The organism is Streptomyces sp. NPDC047869 (genome assembly GCF_040704065.1).
In the GTDB taxonomy this organism is placed as follows: Bacteria; Actinomycetota; Actinomycetes; order Streptomycetales; family Streptomycetaceae; genus Streptomyces.
Genome location: NZ_JBEYRK010000027.1, coordinates 83,133 through 102,553 on the forward strand (window position 1 = coordinate 83,133; position 19,421 = coordinate 102,553).

Annotated in this window: 21 protein-coding genes; 14 read left to right on the forward strand and 7 right to left on the reverse strand. The window is 72.8% G+C overall.

The features are described from left to right. Window positions 1-48 precede the first annotated feature (48 nt). Complete coding sequence (locus AB0924_RS28740; RefSeq protein WP_358929164.1) at window positions 49-642, forward strand: transglutaminase domain-containing protein; 594 nt, start codon at window positions 49-51, stop codon at window positions 640-642. Between the two features lie 58 nt (window positions 643-700). Here the strand turns inward: AB0924_RS28740 and AB0924_RS28745 are convergent, their stop codons facing one another. Both AB0924_RS28745 and AB0924_RS28750 read right to left on the reverse strand, forming a co-directional pair. After that, window positions 701-1,429 carry a lysophospholipid acyltransferase family protein gene (locus tag AB0924_RS28745; RefSeq protein ID WP_358929167.1) on the reverse strand — a complete coding sequence of 243 codons (729 nt, stop codon included), beginning with the start codon at window positions 1,427-1,429 and terminating at the stop codon, window positions 701-703. A gap of 147 nt (window positions 1,430-1,576) precedes the next feature. Continuing rightward, entirely contained in the window at window positions 1,577-1,993 is a 417-nt protein-coding gene (locus tag AB0924_RS28750) for a DUF4395 domain-containing protein (protein WP_358929169.1), read from the reverse strand. 75 nt (window positions 1,994-2,068) lie between these two features. Between AB0924_RS28750 and AB0924_RS28755 the strand changes: the two genes are divergently transcribed. The 5 genes from AB0924_RS28755 (at window position 2,069) to AB0924_RS28775 (ending at window position 6,698) form a co-directional block, all read left to right on the forward strand. Then, entirely contained in the window at window positions 2,069-2,482 is a 414-nt protein-coding gene (locus AB0924_RS28755) for a thioredoxin family protein (protein WP_358929171.1), read from the forward strand. Window positions 2,483-2,687: 205 nt separating this feature from the next. Beyond that, window positions 2,688-3,197, forward strand: a complete 510-nt coding sequence (locus tag AB0924_RS28760) for a flavin reductase family protein (RefSeq protein ID WP_359549559.1) — start codon at window positions 2,688-2,690, stop codon at window positions 3,195-3,197. Window positions 3,198-3,415: 218 nt separating this feature from the next. Beyond that, window positions 3,416-4,201 (forward strand): electron transfer flavoprotein subunit beta/FixA family protein, encoded by a 786-nt coding sequence (locus AB0924_RS28765; protein ID WP_358929175.1) that lies wholly within the window; start codon window positions 3,416-3,418, stop codon window positions 4,199-4,201. Between the two features lie 53 nt (window positions 4,202-4,254). Then, window positions 4,255-5,217 (forward strand): electron transfer flavoprotein subunit alpha/FixB family protein, encoded by a 963-nt coding sequence (locus tag AB0924_RS28770; protein WP_358929177.1) that lies wholly within the window; start codon window positions 4,255-4,257, stop codon window positions 5,215-5,217. Window positions 5,218-5,399: 182 nt separating this feature from the next. Further along, entirely contained in the window at window positions 5,400-6,698 is a 1,299-nt protein-coding gene (locus AB0924_RS28775) for an aldolase (protein ID WP_366912922.1), read from the forward strand. 36 nt (window positions 6,699-6,734) lie between these two features. Here AB0924_RS28775 and AB0924_RS28780 read toward each other — a convergent pair whose 3' ends face one another. Next, a complete protein-coding gene (locus AB0924_RS28780; RefSeq protein WP_358929181.1) occupies window positions 6,735-7,784 on the reverse strand; it encodes a LacI family DNA-binding transcriptional regulator in 1,050 nt (349 codons plus the stop codon). 212 nt (window positions 7,785-7,996) lie between these two features. Here AB0924_RS28780 and AB0924_RS28785 point away from each other — a divergent pair, with 212 nt between their 5' ends. From AB0924_RS28785 to AB0924_RS28795, 3 genes are all read left to right on the forward strand, one after another. Beyond that, window positions 7,997-8,950: an ROK family protein gene (locus AB0924_RS28785; RefSeq protein WP_366912923.1), complete on the forward strand. Its 954-nt coding sequence runs from the start codon at window positions 7,997-7,999 to the stop codon at window positions 8,948-8,950. Window positions 8,951-9,061: 111 nt separating this feature from the next. Next, window positions 9,062-9,253, forward strand: coding sequence for a hypothetical protein (locus tag AB0924_RS28790; protein ID WP_358929185.1), 192 nt, complete (start codon window positions 9,062-9,064; stop codon window positions 9,251-9,253). Window positions 9,254-9,394: 141 nt separating this feature from the next. Further along, window positions 9,395-10,441 carry an NUDIX domain-containing protein gene (locus tag AB0924_RS28795; protein WP_366912924.1) on the forward strand — a complete coding sequence of 349 codons (1,047 nt, stop codon included), beginning with the start codon at window positions 9,395-9,397 and terminating at the stop codon, window positions 10,439-10,441. A 30-nt stretch (window positions 10,442-10,471) separates the two neighbouring features. On the opposite strand, the gene AB0924_RS28800 is transcribed toward AB0924_RS28795, so the two are convergent. Both AB0924_RS28800 and AB0924_RS28805 read right to left on the reverse strand, forming a co-directional pair. Next, window positions 10,472-11,188: an MBL fold metallo-hydrolase gene (locus AB0924_RS28800; RefSeq protein ID WP_358929189.1), complete on the reverse strand. Its 717-nt coding sequence runs from the start codon at window positions 11,186-11,188 to the stop codon at window positions 10,472-10,474. Window positions 11,189-11,250: 62 nt separating this feature from the next. Continuing rightward, window positions 11,251-12,606 (reverse strand): dipeptidase, encoded by a 1,356-nt coding sequence (locus AB0924_RS28805; protein WP_358929191.1) that lies wholly within the window; start codon window positions 12,604-12,606, stop codon window positions 11,251-11,253. A 132-nt stretch (window positions 12,607-12,738) separates the two neighbouring features. Here AB0924_RS28805 and AB0924_RS28810 point away from each other — a divergent pair, with 132 nt between their 5' ends. After that, entirely contained in the window at window positions 12,739-13,989 is a 1,251-nt protein-coding gene (locus AB0924_RS28810) for a geranylgeranyl reductase family protein (protein ID WP_366912925.1), read from the forward strand. On the opposite strand, the gene AB0924_RS28815 is transcribed toward AB0924_RS28810, so the two are convergent. Then, window positions 13,979-14,437 (reverse strand): nitroreductase/quinone reductase family protein, encoded by a 459-nt coding sequence (locus AB0924_RS28815; RefSeq protein WP_358929195.1) that lies wholly within the window; start codon window positions 14,435-14,437, stop codon window positions 13,979-13,981. The two genes, AB0924_RS28810 and AB0924_RS28815, sit on opposite strands and share 11 nt — an antisense overlap. A gap of 146 nt (window positions 14,438-14,583) precedes the next feature. On the opposite strand from AB0924_RS28815, the gene AB0924_RS28820 reads away from it, so the two are divergent. From AB0924_RS28820 to AB0924_RS28830, 3 genes are all read left to right on the forward strand, one after another. Then, window positions 14,584-15,279, forward strand: a complete 696-nt coding sequence (locus AB0924_RS28820; RefSeq protein WP_366912926.1) for a TetR/AcrR family transcriptional regulator — start codon at window positions 14,584-14,586, stop codon at window positions 15,277-15,279. Window positions 15,280-15,490: 211 nt separating this feature from the next. Beyond that, a complete protein-coding gene (locus AB0924_RS28825; RefSeq protein WP_366912927.1) occupies window positions 15,491-16,711 on the forward strand; it encodes a sensor histidine kinase in 1,221 nt (406 codons plus the stop codon). Next, the gene (locus tag AB0924_RS28830) at window positions 16,708-17,373 is read left to right on the forward strand and encodes a response regulator transcription factor (protein ID WP_358929201.1); all 666 of its coding nucleotides are present in this window, start codon (window positions 16,708-16,710) and stop codon (window positions 17,371-17,373) included. The genes AB0924_RS28825 and AB0924_RS28830 overlap by 4 nt, the downstream gene beginning before the upstream one ends. A gap of 77 nt (window positions 17,374-17,450) precedes the next feature. Here AB0924_RS28830 and AB0924_RS28835 read toward each other — a convergent pair whose 3' ends face one another. Further along, window positions 17,451-18,932 (reverse strand): MFS transporter, encoded by a 1,482-nt coding sequence (locus AB0924_RS28835; protein ID WP_366912928.1) that lies wholly within the window; start codon window positions 18,930-18,932, stop codon window positions 17,451-17,453. An 84-nt stretch (window positions 18,933-19,016) separates the two neighbouring features. Between AB0924_RS28835 and AB0924_RS28840 the strand changes: the two genes are divergently transcribed. Then, complete coding sequence (locus AB0924_RS28840) at window positions 19,017-19,415, forward strand: MarR family transcriptional regulator (RefSeq protein WP_358929205.1); 399 nt, start codon at window positions 19,017-19,019, stop codon at window positions 19,413-19,415. The last annotated feature ends 6 nt before the right edge of the window (window positions 19,416-19,421 follow it).

The following is a 19,421-nucleotide window of genomic DNA, read 5'->3' on the forward strand; positions in this document are numbered from 1 at the left end:
TGGAAAGTCATTGACTGCCGGGTGATCGCTTACCTATGCTCTGCGGGCATGGAGCTGATCCAGGACACCGCCGACCTGTCCGCCTACCTGGCCGCTGACGAAGTCATCGACCATCATCATCCGGTCGTGCGGGCGACGGCCGCCCGCCTCGCCGAAGATGTCGCGGACTCGTATGCCTATGCACAGGCCGCGTATGAGTTCGTGCGCGACACCGTCCCGCACTCCGCCGACGCGGACGACCCGCGCGTGACCTGGCGGGCCTCCGACGTACTGGCGCTGCGCACGGGCATCTGCCACGCCAAGGCGCACGCCCTGGCGGCCCTGCTGCGCGCCGAGGACATCCCGACGGCGCTGTGCTACCAGCGGCTGACGCACGACGACGGCGGCGGTCATGTCCTGCACGGCCTGGTGGCGGTGCGCTTCCACGGCGCCTGGCACCGGCAGGATCCGCGCGGCAACAAGCCCGGTGTGGACGCCCGGTTCTCCTTGAACGGCGAGCGGCTGGCCTGGATCCCGGACCCCGCGTCGCACGAGGCGGACTACCCGGTCCTGTACGCCGGACCGCATCCGGCCGTCGTCGGCGCGCTGAAGGCCGCCCCGGACCGCCCGCACCTGTGGCGGACGCTGCCCGACCGCCTGTAGGGCGACGAGGCCCGTCGTGAACTCCTCTGCGTACCGGTGAGGTTCGGCCGGCGGCGGGTCAGTGCGCCTCGGCCGCCCTCAGCTGCTCCACCGTCGGCGCCGAACCGCCCAGATGGGCCGGCATCCACCAGGAGTCCTCCGAGCCCCTGGGGCGCGCGGGGTAGGCACGCTGGGCGGCGTCGAGCAGCTCCTGCACGCGCTCGCGCAGACGGCGGGTGATGGCGCCCGCGTACTGGTCGCGCGGCGCCTCGACCGGCTCGCCGACCCGGATGGTGATCGGGGTGTGGCTGCGCCGGAAGTTGCGCGGCTGCCCCTTGGTCCACAACCGCTGGGTGCCCCACACCGCCATCGGGACGAGCGGCACGCCCGCCTCCTGGGCCAGGCGGGCGGCGCCCGACTTGAAGCTCTTCAGCGTGAACGACTGCGAGATCGTGGCCTCCGGGAACACCCCGATGACCTCCCCCGAGCGCAGCGAGTCCAGGGCGTGCTCGTACGCCGCCTCACCCTGCCGGCGGTCCACCGGGATGTGCTTCATCCCGCGCATCAGCGGGCCGGACACCTTGTGCCGGAACACGGACTCCTTCGCCATGAAACGCACCAGGCGCTTCTGCGGCAGGGCGGCCAGCCCGTTGAAGATGAAGTCCAGGTAGCTGATGTGATTGCTCACCAGCACCGCACCGCCCGAGCGTGGGATGTTCTCCGACCCCTGGCAGTCGATCTTCAGGTCCCAGGCCTTGAACAGCGTCTTGGCGAAACCGATGACGGGACGGTAGACCAGCTCTGCCATGGGCGGGGTGGACCCTTTCTGCTCTGCTCGGGAAAGGGGGCTCCCGGCGGGAAAGTTACGCAGCCGTAGGTTTACGGCGTCTCGCAGATCGTGCCCGAAGAACGGACGGGTAGCCAGTCCTGGTGCCCGGACACGGCGAGATCCTCGTCACTCCGGCCGTACCGTCACCCTCTTGAGCAGCAGGTACATCTCGCACCCCAGGCAGTGGCCGAACGCGGCGTTGAGGAAGGCCGCCCCGAGCGCCGCGCCGGTCGCCCCGAGCCCCAGCCAGGCCGGCCCCACCGTGAGGCCCACCAGACCGAGCCCGGCGAAGACCAGCCCCACGGCCTGTGCGAACCGCGGCGGTTCGGGCGCCTCGAACTCCGTCGGCGGCCCGAGCCGCGGCCGCACCAGCGTCCGGAACAGCACACCGTACGGCGACCGCCCGACCCCGCCGGCCGCCCCGAGCGTGAACGCGAGGGTCTGCCAGGCCAGCAGCCAGGGGCTTCGCGTGATCAGCGCCACGGAGAGCACCACGGTCGTCACGGCCGCACCGAAGCGCGGACCTCTCGCGTCGATGTCCATGAACGAAGCATTCCGCAACGGCGGCTCTTCCGGGAGGCGGGAATCTTTGCGGTCTCGTGAACGCTTGTGCCGAAGATGACCGGACTGATGGTGTGCGTGGCGGTGCTCGTCGCGGCGAGCGCCTACGGAGTGCTGCACAGGCGGCGGAGCGGGAGGGTACGGGTGCGCGTGCGGGACGACGGCAGACGGCTCGGTGCGGCGGAACTGGGCGGCGAACTGGGCGCGCGGGCCACGCTGGTGCAGTTCTCCAGCGCCTTCTGCGCCCCCTGCCGGGCCACCCGGCGCGTCCTCGGCGAGGTCGCGGAGCTGGTGCCGGGCGTCGCCCACGTCGAGATCGACGCCGAGGCGCGCCTGGACCTCGTACGGGCGCTGGACATCCTCAAGACGCCCACCGTGCTGGTCCTGGACGCCGAGGGGCGGGTCGTGCGGCGCGCCGCCGGACAGCCGCGCAGGGCGGATGTGATCGCCGCACTCGGGGAGGCGGTGTGAGGCCCCGGAGCCGGGTGAGCCTCCTCCCGGATCGCGGACCGAACTTGACTGTGTGTGCCATCTGTCGTCAGCCTGGCCCTGTGCCGACCGAACTCCTTCTCTTCGGGCGGGTCCACGTCGACCTGGCCCGCACCGCGAGCGCTCGCTGTCCGGGCTGTTGACCAGCCCCGGCCCTGCTCGAACCCCCTCGCAGAAGGACAATTCCTTGACGGCCACCCCCGAACTCGGCGCCTACCGGCTCGCCTCTCCCGACCTGCTCCGCTCCACCTTCCGCCGGCACGCCGCCGGTGTGGCGGTGATCACCGCACGCGGCGCCGCGGGACCGGCCGGCTTCACCGCCACCTCCCTCACGTCCGTCTCCGCCGAGCCGCCGCTCGTCTCCTTCGGCATCGGCACCGGCGCTTCGAGCTGGCCCGCCGTGGCGACGTCCGAGTACGTCGGCATCCACATACTCGGTGAGCACCAGAGCGACCTGGCGGCCACCTTCGCCCGCAGCGGTGCCGACCGGTTCGGCGCGCCCACCGCCTGGCGCGAGGGCCCGGAGGGCGTACCCGTGCTCGACGACGTGCTCGCCTGGCTGGTCTGCCGCGTGGTCGGCCGGGTCCCGGCGGGCGACCACCGGATCGTGCTCGCCGAGGTGGTCCTCGGTGACTCCACGGGCGCCGGCCGGCCCCTCCTCTACCACCAGGGCCGCTTCAACGGACTGCGGGACTGAGCACACCGCCGCCGGCCTGCGTGGACGTCGATTTCCGGTTACGCTGCGTTGCGAAGGTCACAGTTCAAAGCGCTTGCTTAGCGGGCAGGAACTGGGTGTACTGACGAGTAATATTTCGGTCGGAGCGCGCGGACGCCCCGACCGGAATCGGCCGCTTGAGGCGCCTATGCTGCCTCCAAGAGGCAGCCCGGAAATGACGATGCAGTAGGAGAGCCGGCGTGAGCTTGAGGATCGTTGTCACTGTGAAGTACGTGCCCGACGCCACTGGCGACCGGCACTTCGCCGATGACCTGACCGTCGACCGCGACGACGTGGACGGTCTGCTCTCCGAGCTGGACGAGTACGCGGTGGAGCAGGCGCTGCAGATCGCGGAGGACGCGGACGACGCCGAGGTCACCGTGCTGACCATCGGCCCCGAGGACGCCAAGGACGCGCTCCGCAAGGCCCTGTCGATGGGTGCCGACAAGGCCATCCACGTCGAGGACGACGACCTGCACGGCACCGACGCCATCGGCACCTCGCTGGTGCTGGCCAAGGCCATCGAGAAGGCCGGTTACGACCTGGTGATCTCCGGCATGGCCTCCACCGACGGCACCATGGGTGTCGTCCCGGCGCTGGTCGCCGAGCGTCTCGGAGTCCCGCAGGTCACCCTGCTCTCCGAGGTCTCGGTCGAGGACGGCACGGTCAAGGGCCGCCGCGACGGCGACGCCGCCAGCGAGCAGCTCGAGGCCTCCCTGCCGGCCGTCGTGTCCGTCACCGACCAGTCGGGCGAGGCGCGCTACCCGTCCTTCAAGGGCATCATGGCGGCCAAGAAGAAGCCGGTGGAGTCCTGGGACCTGTCCGACCTGGACATCGAGGCCGAGGAAGTCGGCCTGGAGGGTGCCTGGACCAAGGTCGAGGCCGCGAACGAGCGTCCGGCCCGCACGGCCGGCACCATCGTCAAGGACGAGGGCGAGGGCGGCAAGCAGCTCGCCGAGTACCTCGCGAGCCAGAAGTTCATCTAAGGGCTCGCACCCGCTGACCGCCCCTCAACTTCGTTACGCAGGAGAGCAATCCCATGGCTGAAGTCCTCGTCTACGTCGACCACGTGGACGGTGCCGTCCGCAAGCCCACCCTCGAGCTGCTGACCCTGGCCCGCCGCATCGGCGAGCCCGTCGCCGTCGCGCTGGGCAACGGCGCCGCCGACACCGCCGCCACGCTCGCCGAGCACGGCGCCGTGAAGGTCCTCACCCACGACGCGTCCGAGTACGCCGAGTACCTGGTCGTGCCGAAGGTGGACGCCCTGCAGGCCGCCCACGAGGCCGTCTCCCCGGCCGCGGTGCTGGTCCCGTCCTCCGCCGAGGGCAAGGAGATCGCCGCCCGTCTGGCGCTGCGCATCGGCTCCGGCATCATCACCGACGCCGTCGACCTCGAGGCCGGCGACGAGGGCCCGGTGGCCACCCAGTCGGTGTTCGCCGCGTCCTTCACCACCAAGTCCCGTGTCTCCAAGGGCACCCCGGTCATCACGGTCAAGCCGAACTCGGCCGCCGTGGAGGCCGCCCCGGCCGCCGGCGCGGTCGAGGCCCTGAGCGTGTCCTTCTCCGAGAAGGCCACCGGCACCAAGGTCACCGGCCGTACGCCGCGTGAGTCGACGGGCCGCCCGGAGCTGACCGAGGCCGCGATCGTGGTCTCCGGCGGCCGTGGCGTCAACGGCGCCGAGAACTTCTCGATCATCGAGGCGCTCGCCGACTCCCTCGGCGCGGCCGTCGGCGCCTCGCGCGCCGCGGTGGACGCGGGCTGGTACCCGCACACCAACCAGGTCGGCCAGACCGGCAAGTCGGTCTCGCCGCAGCTCTACATCGCCAACGGCATCTCCGGCGCGATCCAGCACCGCGCCGGTATGCAGACCTCGAAGACGATCGTGGCCGTCAACAAGGACGCCGAGGCCCCGATCTTCGACCTGGTCGACTACGGCGTGGTCGGCGACCTCTTCGACGTCGTCCCGCAGCTGACCGACGAGGTCAAGGCCCGCAAGGGCTGAGTTTTCCCCTCGCTCCACGAGGCCCCTGTGACCGGCACGGTCACGGGGGCCTCGGCGCATGCTGGACACATCCGGACCGGTGCCGGCCGGCCTTCCTGGGTGTTGACCGGCGGGAAGCACCCCGGATAACTTCGTTCAACGGATTGTTGATTCCGTAGAGCGGAAAACTTGGAGGGTGTGGGATGGGTCAGCAGGAGAAGGTGGCCACGAGCCTCGCGGGTGCCGTCAGCGAGGAGATCAGCGCCTCCCTCGCGCCGGTCGACGCGGAGCTTGCGCGCCGCTACCCGGGCGACCCCGGCACCCGGCAGCCCGTCCACACGGTGTACGTACCCGGCGACGCCTTCGACGCCGGCACCATCCGTTCGTGGGGCGACCGGGCCCTCGCGGCGCTCGACGAACACGCCTCCGACGCCGCCTCCTTCGCCGCGGTGCTGGGCCTCTCCGACGACCTGGCGGAGCCGGTGTACTCGCGCGTCCGGGCCAAGCTGGAGCGCGAACCCGTGGAGGACCTGCGCGTCGACTTCGAGGACGGCTACGGCCCCCGCCCGGACGCCGAGGAGGACGAGACCGCCGCGCGCGCGGCCCGTCTGATCGCCGAGGCGTACCGCGACGGCACGGCGGCCCCCTATATGGGCATCCGCATGAAGTGCATGGAGGCCGCCGTGCGCGACCGGGGCATCCGCACTCTCGACGTCTTCCTCACCGGCCTGATGGAGGCCGGCGGACTTCCCGGCGGACTCGTGCTGACCCTGCCGAAGGTGACGTACGCCGAGCAGGTCGGCGCGTTCGCGCGTCTGCTGGAGGCCTTCGAGACGGCCCACGGACTGCCGGCCGGGCGGCTCGGCTTCGAGATCCAGATCGAGACCAGTCAGTCCATCCTCGCCGCCGACGGCACCGCCACCGTCGCCCGCATGATCCAGGCCGCCGGGGGCCGCGCCACCGGACTGCACTACGGCACCTTCGACTACAGCGCCTGCCTCGGGGTCTCCGCCGCCCACCAGGCGAGCGACCATCCCGCCGCCGACCACGCCAAGGCGGTGATGCAGGTCGCGGCCGCGGGCACCGGCGTACGGGTCTCGGACGGCTCCACCAACGTGCTCCCGGTCGGCCCGGCCGAGAAGGTCCACGACGCCTGGCGCCTGCACTACGGCCTCACCCGCCGCGCCCTGGCCCGCGCCTACTACCAGGGCTGGGACATGCACCCCGGCCACATCCCGACCCGCTACGCCGCCGTCTTCGCCTTCTACCGCGAGGGCTTCGAGCAGGCGGCGGGCCGCCTCGCCCGCTACGCCAACCGGGCCGGCGGCGACGTCATGGACGAGCCCGCCACCGCCAAGGCCCTCAGCGGCTACCTGCTGCGCGGCCTGGACTGCGGGGCCCTGGACGTCGCGGAGGTGGCCCGGCTGAGCGGACTGACCCGGGCCGACCTCGAGGGCTTCGCGATGCCCCGCCGCGGCGACCTCACGGCCTCCGCCACGTAGCGGGGCGCCGCGCCGGCGGCGCCGCCTCGCCCCGGCTCAGCCGGCGGGCGGCAGTTCGCCGGAGCCGCGGGTGATCAGCCGCGTCGGCAGCTCGATGCGCTCCGGCGCGACGAGGGTGCCGTCGAGCTGGCGGAAGAGGCGCTCGGCGGCGGTCCGGCCGAGAGCGGCCGCGTCCTGGGCGACCACCGTCACGCCCGGCTGGAGCAGGTCGGCCAGCTCGATGTCGTCGAACCCGACGAGGGCGACCGGACGGGACCGCCCGGCGAGGACCCGGATCACGGTGACCGTCACCCGGTTGTTGCCGGTGAAGATGGCGGTGACGGGGGAGGGGCCGGAGAGCATCTCCTCGGCCGCCCGGCGCACCCGCTCCGGATCCGTCGCGCCGAGGGACATCCAGGCGTCCTCGACGGGTATCCCGGCGTCCTCCATGGCGGCCCGGTAGCCGCGCAGTCGCTCCGCGGCGGTATGGATGCGGGGCATGTCGCCGATGAAGCCGATCCGGCGGTGGCCGTGCGCGATCAGGTGGGCCACGCCGTCACGGGCGCCCCCGTGGTTGTCGGACAGGACGACGTCGGCGTCGATCTTCCCGGCGGGCCGGTCCACGAACACGGTGGCCACGCCAGCCCGCAGCTCCGGCTCCAGATAGCGGTGGTCGTCGCCGGCCGGGATGATCACCAGGCCGTCCACCCGCCGCGCGCACAGTGCCAGCGCCAGCTCCTGCTCACGTCCGGGGTCCTCCGCGCTGGAGCCGTTGATCAGCAGGGCGCCGTGGGCGCGGGCCACCTCTTCGACCGCGCGGCTGAGGGGGCCGTAGAAGGGGTCCGCGAGATCCTCCAGGATCAGGCCGATGCTGGCGGTCCGGCCCTTGCGCAGCACCCGCGCGCTGTCGTTGCGGCGGAAGCCGAGCGCCTCGATCGCCTCCTGCACCCGGCGCTCGGTGTCCGGGGTGACGCCGGGCTCGCCGTTGACCACCCGGGACACCGTCTTCAGGCCCACCCCGGCCCGGGCCGCCACGTCCTTCATCGTCGGGCGGTTGCCGTAACGGTTCCCGGTGAGGCGGTCTGCGCGGCGGGTGGTCTCGGGCACGATGCGGTGTCCTGTCCTGTGTCCGTGGAATTCTGGGAAGGGCGGCTGCGGCGTTCGATGGTTTGTATGAGGATGTGGCGTCGAGCATAGAGCCTGGACAACGTTGTCAGAAGCGGAGAGACTGTTCACCGCTGTCTCCGGCCCGCGCCCCCACCGCCTGACCGGCCCGCGTCTGTTTGGTTTTCGAGCATCAACGGGGAGATCTGACTCTGATGTACACCGACCTCGTGGCGGCCCTCGACATCGGCGGCACCAAGATCGCCGGCGCGCTGGTGGACGGTCACGGACGGATCCAGGCCCGTGCCCAGCGCGCGACCCCCGCCCAGCAGGACGGAGAAACGGTCATGCGGGCCGTCGAGGGAGTGCTCGGCGATCTCGCCGCCTCCCCTCTGTGGGAGCGGGCCGGCTCGGTCGGCATCGGCAGCGCGGGCCCGGTGGACGCCTCGGCGGGCACCGTGAGCCCGGTGAACGTGCCGGGCTGGCGTGACTTCCCGCTGGTCGAGCGGGTAGGCGCGGTCACCGGCGGGCTGCCGGTGGAGCTGATCGGCGACGGGGTGGCCATCACCGCGGCGGAGCACTGGCAGGGCGCCGCCCGCGGCCACGACAACGCGCTGTGCATGGTCGTCTCGACGGGCGTCGGCGGCGGCCTGGTGCTGGGCGGCCGGCTGCATCCCGGCCCGACCGGCAACGCCGGGCACATCGGGCACATCAGCGTCGATCTCGACGGAGACCCGTGCCCGTGCGGCGCCCGCGGCTGCGTCGAGCGCATCGCCAGCGGCCCCAACATCGCCCGCCGGGCCCTGGAGCGGGGCTGGCTGCCGGGCCCCGACGGGGACACCTCCGCCGCGGCGGTGGCCGCCGCCGCCCGGGCGGGCGATCCGGTGGCCGTGGCCTCCTTCGAACGGGCCGCGCAGGCCCTGGCCGCCGGGATCGCGGCCACCGCGACCCTGGTGGAGATCGACATCGCCGTGATCGGCGGGGGCGTCGGCAAGGCCGGCGACATCCTCTTGACGCCCCTGCGCAAGGCGCTCACCGACTACGCGACCCTCTCCTTCGTCCAGCGGCTGACGGTCACCCCGGCCCAGATGGGCACGGACGCGGGCCTGGTCGGCGCCGCCGCGGCCGCGCTGTCCCGCCGTCCGGACACGACGGCGGCGGGGGTCTGAACGCCCGGCCGGCAGCGTTCACGGCCCCGGTGCCGGACCGCCGCCGGGCCGGCGGGGGCGAATCCGCGTCATCCGCGTGACCCCGCGGAGGGTTCGGCAGTTGATCAGGGCATGAAGAAGCGCAGCATGCTCGCCATCGCCTCCCTCGCCACCGGATTCGTCGTGGCCGCCGTCACCCCGTCCCACGCCGCGGACCAGGAGCCCGTCCGCGACTTCAAGCTCTCCAACACCCTCGGCGACGTCGACCACCTGGTCAGCCAGGCCACCCTCGCCGTCGCGGAGGACGCGCGGGGCAAGAAGTAGCCCCGGACCCCCGGTGAAAGTGCCGGTGTCACCCTCACGGGAGGCACCGGCACTGGCGTATGCGCGCCCTCAACTGGACGTGGTTTCCGTGGCAGGGTGGAGCGGGCAAGCCACAGGGGGCCAACAGCAGAGGGGGAGTCCGTGACCGTCGTCTGGATCAACGGCGCGTTCGGTGCGGGGAAGACAACGACCGCACGGGAACTGATCGAACTGATCCCGAACAGCACGCTCTTCGACCCCGAGGTCATCGGCGCGGCACTCCCGCACCTGCTGCCGCCCAAGCGCCTCGCCGAGGTCGGCGACTTCCAGGACCTGCCGATCTGGCGCCGGCTCGTGATCGACACGGCGGCCGCGATGCTCGCGGAACTGGGCGGCACGCTCGTCGTTCCCATGACCCTGCTGCGCCAGGAGTACCGCGACGAGATCTTCGGCGGTCTCGCCGCACGCCGGATACCCGTACGGCATCTGCTGCTCACCCCGGCCGAAACGATCCTGCGGGCGCGTATCGCCGGGCGCGACGTCCCGCCGGACGGCGAGACACGGCAGCGGCAGTGGGCGTACGACCACCTCGAGCCCTACCGCGCCGCCCTCGCCTCCTGGCTCACCGCCGACGCCCACCTGGTGGACTCCAGCGGCCTCACCCCGTACGAGACCGCCGTCCGCATCGCCGACGCCGTGGGCAGCGGTGCCGTGCCGCCCGTCGACATCGTGCAGACCCCCGAGCCCACCGCCGAGACCCTCGCCGCCGGTGTGCTGCTCTTCGACGAGCAGGACCGGGTGCTGCTCGTCGACCCCACCTACAAACCAGGCTGGGAATTCCCCGGCGGTGTGGTCGAGCGCGGTGAGGCCCCCGCCCGGGCCGGGATGCGCGAGGTGGCCGAGGAGACCGGGATACGGCTGCGGGAGGTGCCCCGGCTGCTGGTCGTGGACTGGGAACGGCCGGTGCCGCCCGGCTACGGCGGACTGCGCCTGCTCTTCGACGGGGGCACGCTGGACTCCGCCGAGGCGGCGCGGGTGCTGCTGCCGGGTCCCGAGCTGCGCGGCTGGCGCTTCGCGACCGAGCAGGAGGCCGCCGGCATGCTGCCGCCGGTGCGCTACGAACGGCTGCGCTGGGCGCTCCGGGCCCGGCAGCGGGGGACCGCCCTCTACCTGGAGGCCGGCGTACCGGTCGTGGGCCGGGCGGCCTGACGGCTCCGCGCCGCCCTGCCGCCCTTGCCGTCAGCCGGTGGACGGTCCGCCGTCGGCCGCTCTCCTCAGAGCGGCCGACGCACCGCCCAGCACCGGTTCGCCGTGGCCGAAGCACGCCAGTTCGGCATCGAGCGCGGCCAACCGGCGCAGGGATCGCATCAGGCGAGGGCGGTCGAGGTTGAACACGCCCGGCATGACCGATCCGTCGACCGGCGAGGCGGCCACCGTGTCGCCCGTGAACAGCACGCCCTCGTCGGGAACGAAGAGGGCGATGCTGCCGTCCGTGTGCCCGGGGACGTGCAGCACCCGCGCGCCGCCGCCGAAGCCGAGCACCGCGCCGTCGGACAGCGCCGTGACATGCCGGGGCCGCCGGGGCTGGCCCCCGGGCAGGTGCCGTGCCGCCTCCGCGTGGACCGGCAGCTCCCAGTCCTCGAACCGCGGGGGCGGACCCGGGCGTTCACCGAGCACGAACGGCGCGTCCAGCTGGTGCGCGAGCACCTCGGCGCCGCTCAGCGTGGCGAACTCGCCCGCCCCGCCGGCGTGGTCCTCGTGGAAATGGGTCAGCACGATCCGCCGTACGTCCCCGGGGGCGCGGCCCAGTGCCGTGATCGCTCCGGCGATCGCGCGGCCCGAGCCGATCGCCCCCGCGTCGATCAGCGACAGCTCGTCGCCGTCGCGCCAGAGATAGGCCTGGCCGACCGGGAAGCGCAGCAGATGCAGGCGGGGGAGCAGTTCCAGCACGTCCATCCGCCGAACGTAGGCGGCGCCCCCGCCCGGTGGCGAGGGCGCTCTGCCGCGGGCAGAAGGGTTCAGCCCGCCGCGTAGTTGGTCAGGAACAGCGCCTCGGCGACCGACAGCCGCTCCAGCTCCTCGGGGGACACGCTCTCGTTGACCGCGTGGATCTGCGCCTCGGGCTCGCTCAGGCCGATCAGCAGGATCTCCGCCTGCGGGTAGAGACCGGCGAGGGTGTTGCACAGCGGAATGGAGCCGCCCTGGCCGGCGTAGCTCATCGCCTCGCCCGGGTAGGCGACCGTCATCGCGTCGGCCATCGCCCGGTAGGCCGGGCTGGAGGTGTCGGCGCGGAAGGCCTGGCCCTGGCCGATCTGCTCGGTGGTGACCCGGGCGCCCCACGGGGTGTGCGCCTCGATGTGCGCCTGCAGCAGCTTGGTCGCCCCGGCCGCGTCCACGCCCGGCGGCACCCGCAGGCTGATCAGCGCCCGGGCGCCGGCCTGTACCGACGGGGTGGCGCCCACGACCGGCGGGCAGTCGATGCCGAGGACGGTGACCGCCGGGCGGGCCCAGATGCGGTCCGCGACCGAGCCGTCACCGATCAGGCCCACGCCGTCCAGCACCCTGGCGTCCTTGCGGAACTGCTCCTCGGTGTACTCGAGGCCTTCCCACCGCGCGCTGGAGTCGAGCCCGTCCACGGTGGTCGAGCCGTCCTCGGCGCGCAGCGAGTCCAGGACCCGGATCAGCGCGCCGAGCGCGTCCGGGGCGGCGCCGCCGAACTGGCCCGAGTGCAGGTTGCCGGCGAGGGTGTCGACCTGGACCCGGACCATGGTCATGCCGCGCAGGGTGGTGGTGACCGTGGGCAGGCCGACCCGGAAGTTGCCGGCGTCGCCGATCACGATCGTGTCCGCGAGCAGCAGCTCGGGGTGCTGCTCGGCGTACCGCTCAAGACCGCCCGTGCCCTGCTCCTCCGAGCCCTCGACGATCACCTTGACGTTCACCGGGACGCCGCCGTTGGCCTTCAGCGCGCGCAGCGCGAGCAGGTGCATGATCACGCCGCCCTTGCAGTCGGCGCTGCCGCGGCCGTACCAGCGGCCGTTCCGCTCGGTCAGCTCGAACGGCGGGGTGGTCCAGCCGGCCTCGTCCAGCGGCGGCTGGACGTCGTAGTGGGCGTAGAGCAGAACCGTTTTTGCGCCCTCCGGGCCCGGCAGGAAGCCGTACACCGACTGCGTGCCGTCCGGGGTGTCCAGCAGCGCCACGTCCACGAATCCCTCGGCGCGCAGCGCGTCCGCGATCCAGTTCGCGGCGCCCTCGCTCTCGCTCCTCGGGAACTGCGCGAAGTCGGCCACCGACTTGAAGGCGACCAGTTCGGCCAGCTCCGCCTTGGCCCTGGGCAGCAGCGAGGCGACGGTCTCGGCGACCGGATTCGACGACATGGGCACGCTCCTCGTGGGTGCGACGTTGTACCGGGTGAGTACACCGATCCTCCCACAGCGGCCCGCCGTGATCGTCGCCGTAGGATGCGGGGGACAGGTGCGGCAGCGGCTTGATCGGAGCAGTAGACCATCGTGAGCGGCGAGAACTCTTCGGCGGACGACGTGCAGCGGGTATGGGACGTCGTCGTGGTGGGCGCGGGACCCGCGGGGGCCTCGGCGGCCTACGCGGCGGCGGTCGCGGGGCGGCGCGTCCTGTTGCTGGAGAAAGCCGAGCTGCCGCGCTACAAGACGTGCGGCGGCGGCATCATCGGCCCGTCCCGTGACGCGCTGCCGCCCGGCTTCGAGCTGCCGTTCCAGGACCGCGTGCACGCGGTGACCTTCTCCCACAACGGCCGCTTCACCCGCACCCGCCGCTCCCGGCAGATGCTGTTCGGGCTGATCAACCGGCCCGAGTTCGACCAGCAGCTCGTCGAGCACGCCCAGAAGGCGGGCGCCGAGCTGCGCACCGGCGTCGCCGTCCAGCGGGTCGAGCAGCACGGCTCGACGGTGCCCGACCGGCGCACCGTCGCCGTGGTGCTGCACGGCGGTGAGACCGTGCTGGCCCGCGCGGTCGTCGGCGCCGACGGCAGCGCCAGCCGCATAGGCGCGCACGTCGGCGTGAAGCTGGACCAGGTCGACCTCGGCCTGGAGGCGGAGATCCCGGTCCCGGAGACGGTCGCCGAGGACTGGAAGGGGCGCGTGCTCATCGACTGGGGCCCCATGCCGGGCAGTTACGGCTGGGTCTTCCCCAAGGGCGACACGCTGACGGTCGGTGTGATCTCGGCGCGCGGCGAGGGCGCCGCCACCAAGCGGTACCTGGAGGACTTCATCGCCCGGCTCGGACTGGCCGGCTTCGAGCCGAGCATCTCCTCCGGGCACCTGACGCGCTGCCGCGCCGACGACTCGCCGCTCTCCCGCGGCCGGGTGCTGGTCTGCGGTGACGCGGCGGGGCTGCTGGAGCCGTGGACCCGGGAGGGCATCTCCTTCGCGCTGCGCTCGGGCCGGCTGGCCGGGGAGTGGGCCGTCCGGATCGCCGAGGCGCACGACGCCGTGGACACCCGCCGCCAGGCGCTGAACTACGCGTTCGCGATCAAGGCGGGGCTCGGCGTCGAGATGAGCGTCGGCAAGCGGATGCTGGCCGCGTTCGAGCGCCGCCCCGGCGTCTTCCACGCGGTGCTCACCGGCTTCCGTCCCGCGTGGAAGGCGTTCAAGGAGATCACGCAGGGCTCGACGTCCCTGGGCGAGCTGGTCCGTTCCCATCCGCTCGCCCAGCGCGCCCTGACCGCGTTCGACCGGGCCCGGGGCGCGGCCCCCGCCGCCGCGGAGGACACCGTCACTCCGTGACGGTGATCCGGAAGACGGGGTGGTCGCCGGCCGCCGCGAGGATTTCCTCGTCGGAGGACTTGGCCGTCACACCCTGGAAGTACTGGTTGACCTCCCAGCCCCACTTCTCCAGATAGGTCCGCAGGATCGGGAGCTTCTCGGCGTCGGGGAGCTCCTGCGCGGTGAACGGGCGCATTTTGCGCCCCACCCGCAGCTCACCGCCGCCGGCGACCCGCATGTTGCGCACCCATTGGGAGTGGCCGCGAGCCGAGACGAGGTACCGCGCGCCCTCGTAGCTGTGCGGGTTGACCGGAATGCGCTGCATCTGCCCGCTCTTGCGGCCGCGCACGGACATCTCGGCGCTTCCCGCGAGGCTGATCCCGTGCCGCGCGAGCCAGCCGATGACCCCGTTGAGGCGGACGTTCAGCGGGCTGCCCTTGAGGTAGTACGGCGAAGAAGACGACGACATGGTGACCCCCACGGTTCGGGAGAGCAGTGCTCTCGGTTGACTCCAGTGTGGGACAGGCGGGTGCTCCGAAGCAAGAGCGATGCTCTCTTTTTTGTTCGATGCTCTCGTTTGTGTGCACTGCTCCGTCCGCGTGGCACACTGCTGCCATGAGCACCGCACAGGGCGCCCGCGCGCGAGCCAGGATCGAAGTGACCGCGGCCATCAAGGACGCGGCGCGCAGACAGCTCGCGCAGGAGGGCGCGGCCAGGCTCTCGCTGCGGGCCGTCGCCCGCGAACTGGGAATGGTCTCCTCCGCGCTGTACCGCTACTTCCCCAGCCGGGACGACCTGCTGACCGCGCTGATCATCGACGCCTACGACTCCCTCGGCGCGGCGGCCGAGGCCGCCCGAGCGGCGGCGCCCGACGCGGACCCCGTGCGGCAGTGGACGGCGGTGTGCGAGGCGGTACGCGTGTGGGCCCTCGCCCATACGCACGAGTACGCGCTGATCTACGGCTCACCGGTGCCCGGCTACGCCGCACCGCAGACCACCGTTCCCGCCGCCGCGCGCGTCGGACTGCTGCTCATCGGCATCGTCCGCGACGCGCACGGCACCAGCGGCCTCACCGAGCTGCCCCTGACCGCCGAACTGCGCCCCGAGGCCGAGCGGCTGGCGGCCGACCTCGCGCCCGACCTGCCCCCCGAGGCGGCGGCGGCCCTGGTGGCGGCCTGGGCCGAACTGTTCGGACTGGTCGGCTTCGAGGTGTTCGGGCAGTTCAACCGGGTGATCGAGGACCGCGAAGCCTTCTTCCGCCACGCGGTGACGCGACTGGCCGGAAGCGTGGGCCTGACGGCCGGTACCTGATGTGCGCCGGCGCACCGGTGGTTCCGCGGACCCGGCCCGTAGGACCTGGGTGTGTGCCCGTCCGGCCCGGGTGCGTGGTGACGCGGCCCGCACGACCCCGCCCGGCCCGCCGGTGCTCCGGTCGGCGGTCGTGTGTACTCCCCGGGGAGTAGCCGCGACCACCACGTCCGGCTGACGGCTGCGGGCATGGTGGGCGTCTAGCGTGGCGGGCATGGAAGAGCAGCGCGGAGTCGCTCCCTCGCACCGGTGGCGGCACGGGCCCGCGGGGTGGGGCCGGGCCGGAGACCGGGAGCCGCACCATGACCGGCTGCCGTGGCGTTCGACCGCCCTGATCACCGTCTTCGTCCTCGTCGGCACGAACTTCGGCGCGCACGGGCAGCCGCAGCGCGTACCGCTGGACGGGTACGCGCGCGTACTGCTGCTCGCGGCCTCGGTACTGCTGCTGTGGCGGCGGCGCCGTCCGGTCGCCGTCGCCTTCGGCACGGCCACGGCGGTCCTGCTCTACACCGGCGCCGGCTACCCCTACGGTCCGGTTCTCCTGACCGTCGTGGTCGGCTGCTTCAGCGCCGTCGCCGCCGGGCACCGGCGGGCCGCCTGGGCGGCCCTCGGGCTGCTGTGGGCGGGGCACGCGCTGATCACGCTCTGGCTCTACCAGTGGCTGCCGCCGGCCGGCGACGGGGCGGGCGGTGTGGGCCAGGAGATCGTCGTCACCACCTGGCTGCTGGCCGTCGCCGCGGTGTGCGAACTGGCGCGGGTGCGGCGCGAGCAGTGGGCGCGGGAACGCGCGGAACGCGCCCAGGCCGCCCAGCGGCGCGCGGACGCGGAACGGCTGCGGATCGCCCGCGAACTGCACGACGTGCTCGCGCACAGCATCTCCGTCATCAACGTCCAGGCCGGCGCCGGCCTCGCGCTGCTGGACAGCGATCCCGAACAGGCCCGCGCGGCGCTCACCACCATCAAGGCGGCCAGCAAGGAGGCGCTCGGCGAGGTGCGCCAGGTCCTCGACACCCTGCGGGCCCCGGGCGCCGCCCCGCGCGCCCCCGCCCCGGGCCTGGACCGGCTTGCGGAGCTGACCGACCAGGCGGCGGCCGCCGGCCTGAGCGTCGAGGTCGAGGGCGAGCCGCCGCGACTGCCGCCCGGCGCCGACCTCGCGGGCTTCCGCATCGTGCAGGAGGCCCTGACCAACGTCGTACGGCACTCCGGCTCCCGGCGGGCCCGGGTGCGCTTCGAGTACGACGGCGGCGAGCTGCGGCTGCGGGTGGACGACGACGGGCCGCCCACCGGAGCCGACGCCGGCGGCAGCGGCAACGGGCTGGCCGGCATGCGGGAGAGGGCGGCCGCGCTCGGTGGCACCATCGAGGCGGGCCCCCGCCCCGACGGCGGTTTCCGGGTGCTCGCGGTACTGCCCTCGCGCACCCGGGAGGACCAGTGATCCGGGTACTGCTCGCCGACGACCAGTCGCTCGTGCGGGCCGGTTTCAGGGCGCTGCTCGACGCGCAGCCGGACATCGAGGTGGCCGGCGAGGCGGCGGACGGTGCGGAGGCCCTGCGCCGGGTACGCGAACTGCGGCCCGACGTCGTGCTGATGGACATCCGCATGCCCCTGCTGGACGGGCTCGCCGCGACCCGGCGCATCACCGGGGACGCGGAGCTGACCGAGGTGAAGGTGGTCATGCTCACCACCTTCGAACTCGACGAGTACGTCTTCGAGGCGATCCGCTCGGGCGCCTCCGGCTTCCTGGTGAAGGACACCGAGCCGGACGAACTGCTGCGCGCGGTGCGGGCGGTGGTCAAGGGTGACGCGCTGCTCTCCCCGGGCGTCACCCGCCGCCTCATCGCCGAGTTCGCGGCCCGCTCCAAGGAGCCCGCGGCCGCCGGCGGCCTCGCCCGGCTCACCGAACGGGAACGGGAGGTGATGGCGCTGGTCGGCATCGGCCTGTCCAACGACGAGATCGCCCGCAGGCTGGTGGTCAGCCCGCTCACCGCCAAGACCCATGTGAGCCGCACCATGGTGAAACTGGGCGCCCGTGACCGCGCCCAACTCGTCGTCCTCGCCTATGAGTCGGGGCTGGTCCGGCCGGGCTGGCTGGGCTGAAGTCCGAGCCCGGTCCGCGTCGGCGCGCGTCCGGCGGGAGACGACTCCCGCCGGACGCACGCCCTGAGGCGCTTCCCCTAGTCGCGGACCGGCACGCGTTCCGCGAGCGCCTCCTCCACGGTGGACCGGGCGACGACGACCGACGGCAGGCTCCGGCGGCCGCGCATTCCGGTGAGCGTCATCAGCAGTCCGGCCGCGGCGATTCCGGTGACCACCATGAAGCCCGGCCGGTAGCTGTCGAGGACGCCCTGCGGGGTGGGGGCGGCCGGTGCGGCCGCGGTCACCACGGCGGTCACGACCGCCAGGAAGATCGCGCCGCCCACCTGCACCGAGGTGTTGAGCAGCCCGGAGACCATGCCCTGCTCGTGGTCCTCGACACCGTTGGTGGCCTGGATGTTGAGCGAGGGGAAGACCAGCGCGCAGGCCGCGCCGATCAGCAGCATCGACGGCAGGATCACGGCCGCGTAGACCGGGTCCAGGTCGACACGCAGGAACAGCGCGTACCCGGCGACCATCAGGGCGAAGCCGGTCGCGATCAGCCGCGGGGTGCCGAACCGGTCGACGATCGCGCCGACCTTCGTCGAGGAGACCGCCACCAGCGCGCCCGCCGGCAGGAAGGCGAGCGCCGTGTGCAGCGCCGACCAGCCGAGCAGGGACTGCATGTAGAGGGTCGTCAGGAACTGGAAGCCGACGTAGGAGCCGAAGAAGGCCACCGCGCCGAGCTGGGCCCGGACCTGGCTGCCCGAGCGCAGCACACCGAGCCGGATCAGCGGGCTCGGCGAGCGCCGCTCGACGAGGACGAACGCGGTCAGCAGGAAGACGACGGCGGCGAAGGACAGCAGCGTGCGGGCCGAGGCCCAGCCGGCCTCCGGTGCCTGGACCACGGTGAAGACCAGCAGCAGCATCGACGCGGTGCCGAGGACGGCGCCCGGGATGTCGTAGCCACCGTGATTCTCCTCGCGGGCGCTGCGGGGCAGCAGCCGGATACCGGCGAGGAGGGCGATCACCGCGATCGGCGCGGGCAGCAGCATGGTGAGGCGCCAGCTGGCCTCGGTGAGCAGGCCGGAGAGGACCAGGCCCATGGAGAACCCGGTGGCTGCGCAGGTGGTGTAGATGGAGAGCGCGCGGTTGCGCAGCGGTCCCTGGGGGAATGTCGTGGTGATGATGGACAGGCCCGCCGGCGCCGTGAAGGCCGCGCTCAGCCCCTTGACGAAGCGGCTGGCGATCAGCAGCGGACCGGAGTCGACCAGCCCGCCGAGCAGCGAGGCCAGCGCGAAGACGCCGAGCGCCACCAGGAACACCCGGCGCCGGCCCAGCAGGTCGGCGGTGCGGCCGCCGAGCAGGAGCAGCCCGCCGTACCCCAGGATGTAGCCGCTGACGAGCCATTGCAGCGTCGACGTGGACAGATGGAGATCGGCGCCGATGGACGGCAGCGCGACGCCGACCATGGACACGTCGAGCGCGTCCAGGAACATCGCGGCGCACAGCACCAGCAGGGTGCCCCACAGCCGGGGAGTCCAGCGTCCCTCGGCGGCGGGGGTGGTGAGCGGAGAGGTCATGCGGCGAGACTACATGCGCACGCATCGAATGCAAGCGCATTTAATTACGATGCAACAATCGCGATTCTCTGCTACGGTGCGCCCATGACGGGGAAGAACGCCGAGCACGCGCTCGTGGAGCAGTGGCGGGACATCCTGTCCCTGCATGCCCGCACCCAGTGCGAGCTGGACCGGGCCCTGCACGGACACGGCCTGTGCGCCAGCGACTTCGAGGTGCTCGACGTGCTCGCCGAGGGCGCGGCGGCGGACGGCGGCTGCGCCTACCGCGTGCAGGAGATCTCCGAGCGGGTCCATCTCAGCCAGAGCGCGCTGTCCCGCCTGATAGGCCGTCTGGAGAAGGACGGCCTGGTGTGCCGGGCCATGTGTGAGGAGGACCGGCGCGGAGTCCGCGTGGCCCTCACGGCGAAGGGGCGCGCGCTGCACGACGAGGTGCGGCCGGTGCAGCGCGCGGTGCTCGGCCGTATGCTGGCCGAATCGGGCTGACGAGCC

Coding starts and splice junctions, on each gene's coding strand:
- AB0924_RS28740 (WP_358929164.1), top strand. CDS start 49: ATGGAGCTGATCCAGGACACCGCCGACCTGTCCGCCTACCTGGCCGCT.
- AB0924_RS28745 (WP_358929167.1), bottom strand. CDS start 1,429: ATGGCAGAGCTGGTCTACCGTCCCGTCATCGGTTTCGCCAAGACGCTG.
- AB0924_RS28750 (WP_358929169.1), bottom strand. CDS start 1,993: ATGGACATCGACGCGAGAGGTCCGCGCTTCGGTGCGGCCGTGACGACC.
- AB0924_RS28755 (WP_358929171.1), top strand. CDS start 2,069: ATGACCGGACTGATGGTGTGCGTGGCGGTGCTCGTCGCGGCGAGCGCC.
- AB0924_RS28770 (WP_358929177.1), top strand. CDS start 4,255: ATGGCTGAAGTCCTCGTCTACGTCGACCACGTGGACGGTGCCGTCCGC.
- AB0924_RS28775 (WP_366912922.1), top strand. CDS start 5,400: ATGGGTCAGCAGGAGAAGGTGGCCACGAGCCTCGCGGGTGCCGTCAGC.
- AB0924_RS28785 (WP_366912923.1), top strand. CDS start 7,997: ATGTACACCGACCTCGTGGCGGCCCTCGACATCGGCGGCACCAAGATC.
- AB0924_RS28790 (WP_358929185.1), top strand. CDS start 9,062: ATGAAGAAGCGCAGCATGCTCGCCATCGCCTCCCTCGCCACCGGATTC.
- AB0924_RS28800 (WP_358929189.1), bottom strand. CDS start 11,188: ATGGACGTGCTGGAACTGCTCCCCCGCCTGCATCTGCTGCGCTTCCCG.
- AB0924_RS28805 (WP_358929191.1), bottom strand. CDS start 12,606: ATGTCGTCGAATCCGGTCGCCGAGACCGTCGCCTCGCTGCTGCCCAGG.
- AB0924_RS28815 (WP_358929195.1), bottom strand. CDS start 14,437: ATGTCGTCGTCTTCTTCGCCGTACTACCTCAAGGGCAGCCCGCTGAAC.
- AB0924_RS28820 (WP_366912926.1), top strand. CDS start 14,584: ATGAGCACCGCACAGGGCGCCCGCGCGCGAGCCAGGATCGAAGTGACC.
- AB0924_RS28825 (WP_366912927.1), top strand. CDS start 15,491: ATGGAAGAGCAGCGCGGAGTCGCTCCCTCGCACCGGTGGCGGCACGGG.
- AB0924_RS28835 (WP_366912928.1), bottom strand. CDS start 18,932: ATGACCTCTCCGCTCACCACCCCCGCCGCCGAGGGACGCTGGACTCCC.
- AB0924_RS28840 (WP_358929205.1), top strand. CDS start 19,017: ATGACGGGGAAGAACGCCGAGCACGCGCTCGTGGAGCAGTGGCGGGAC.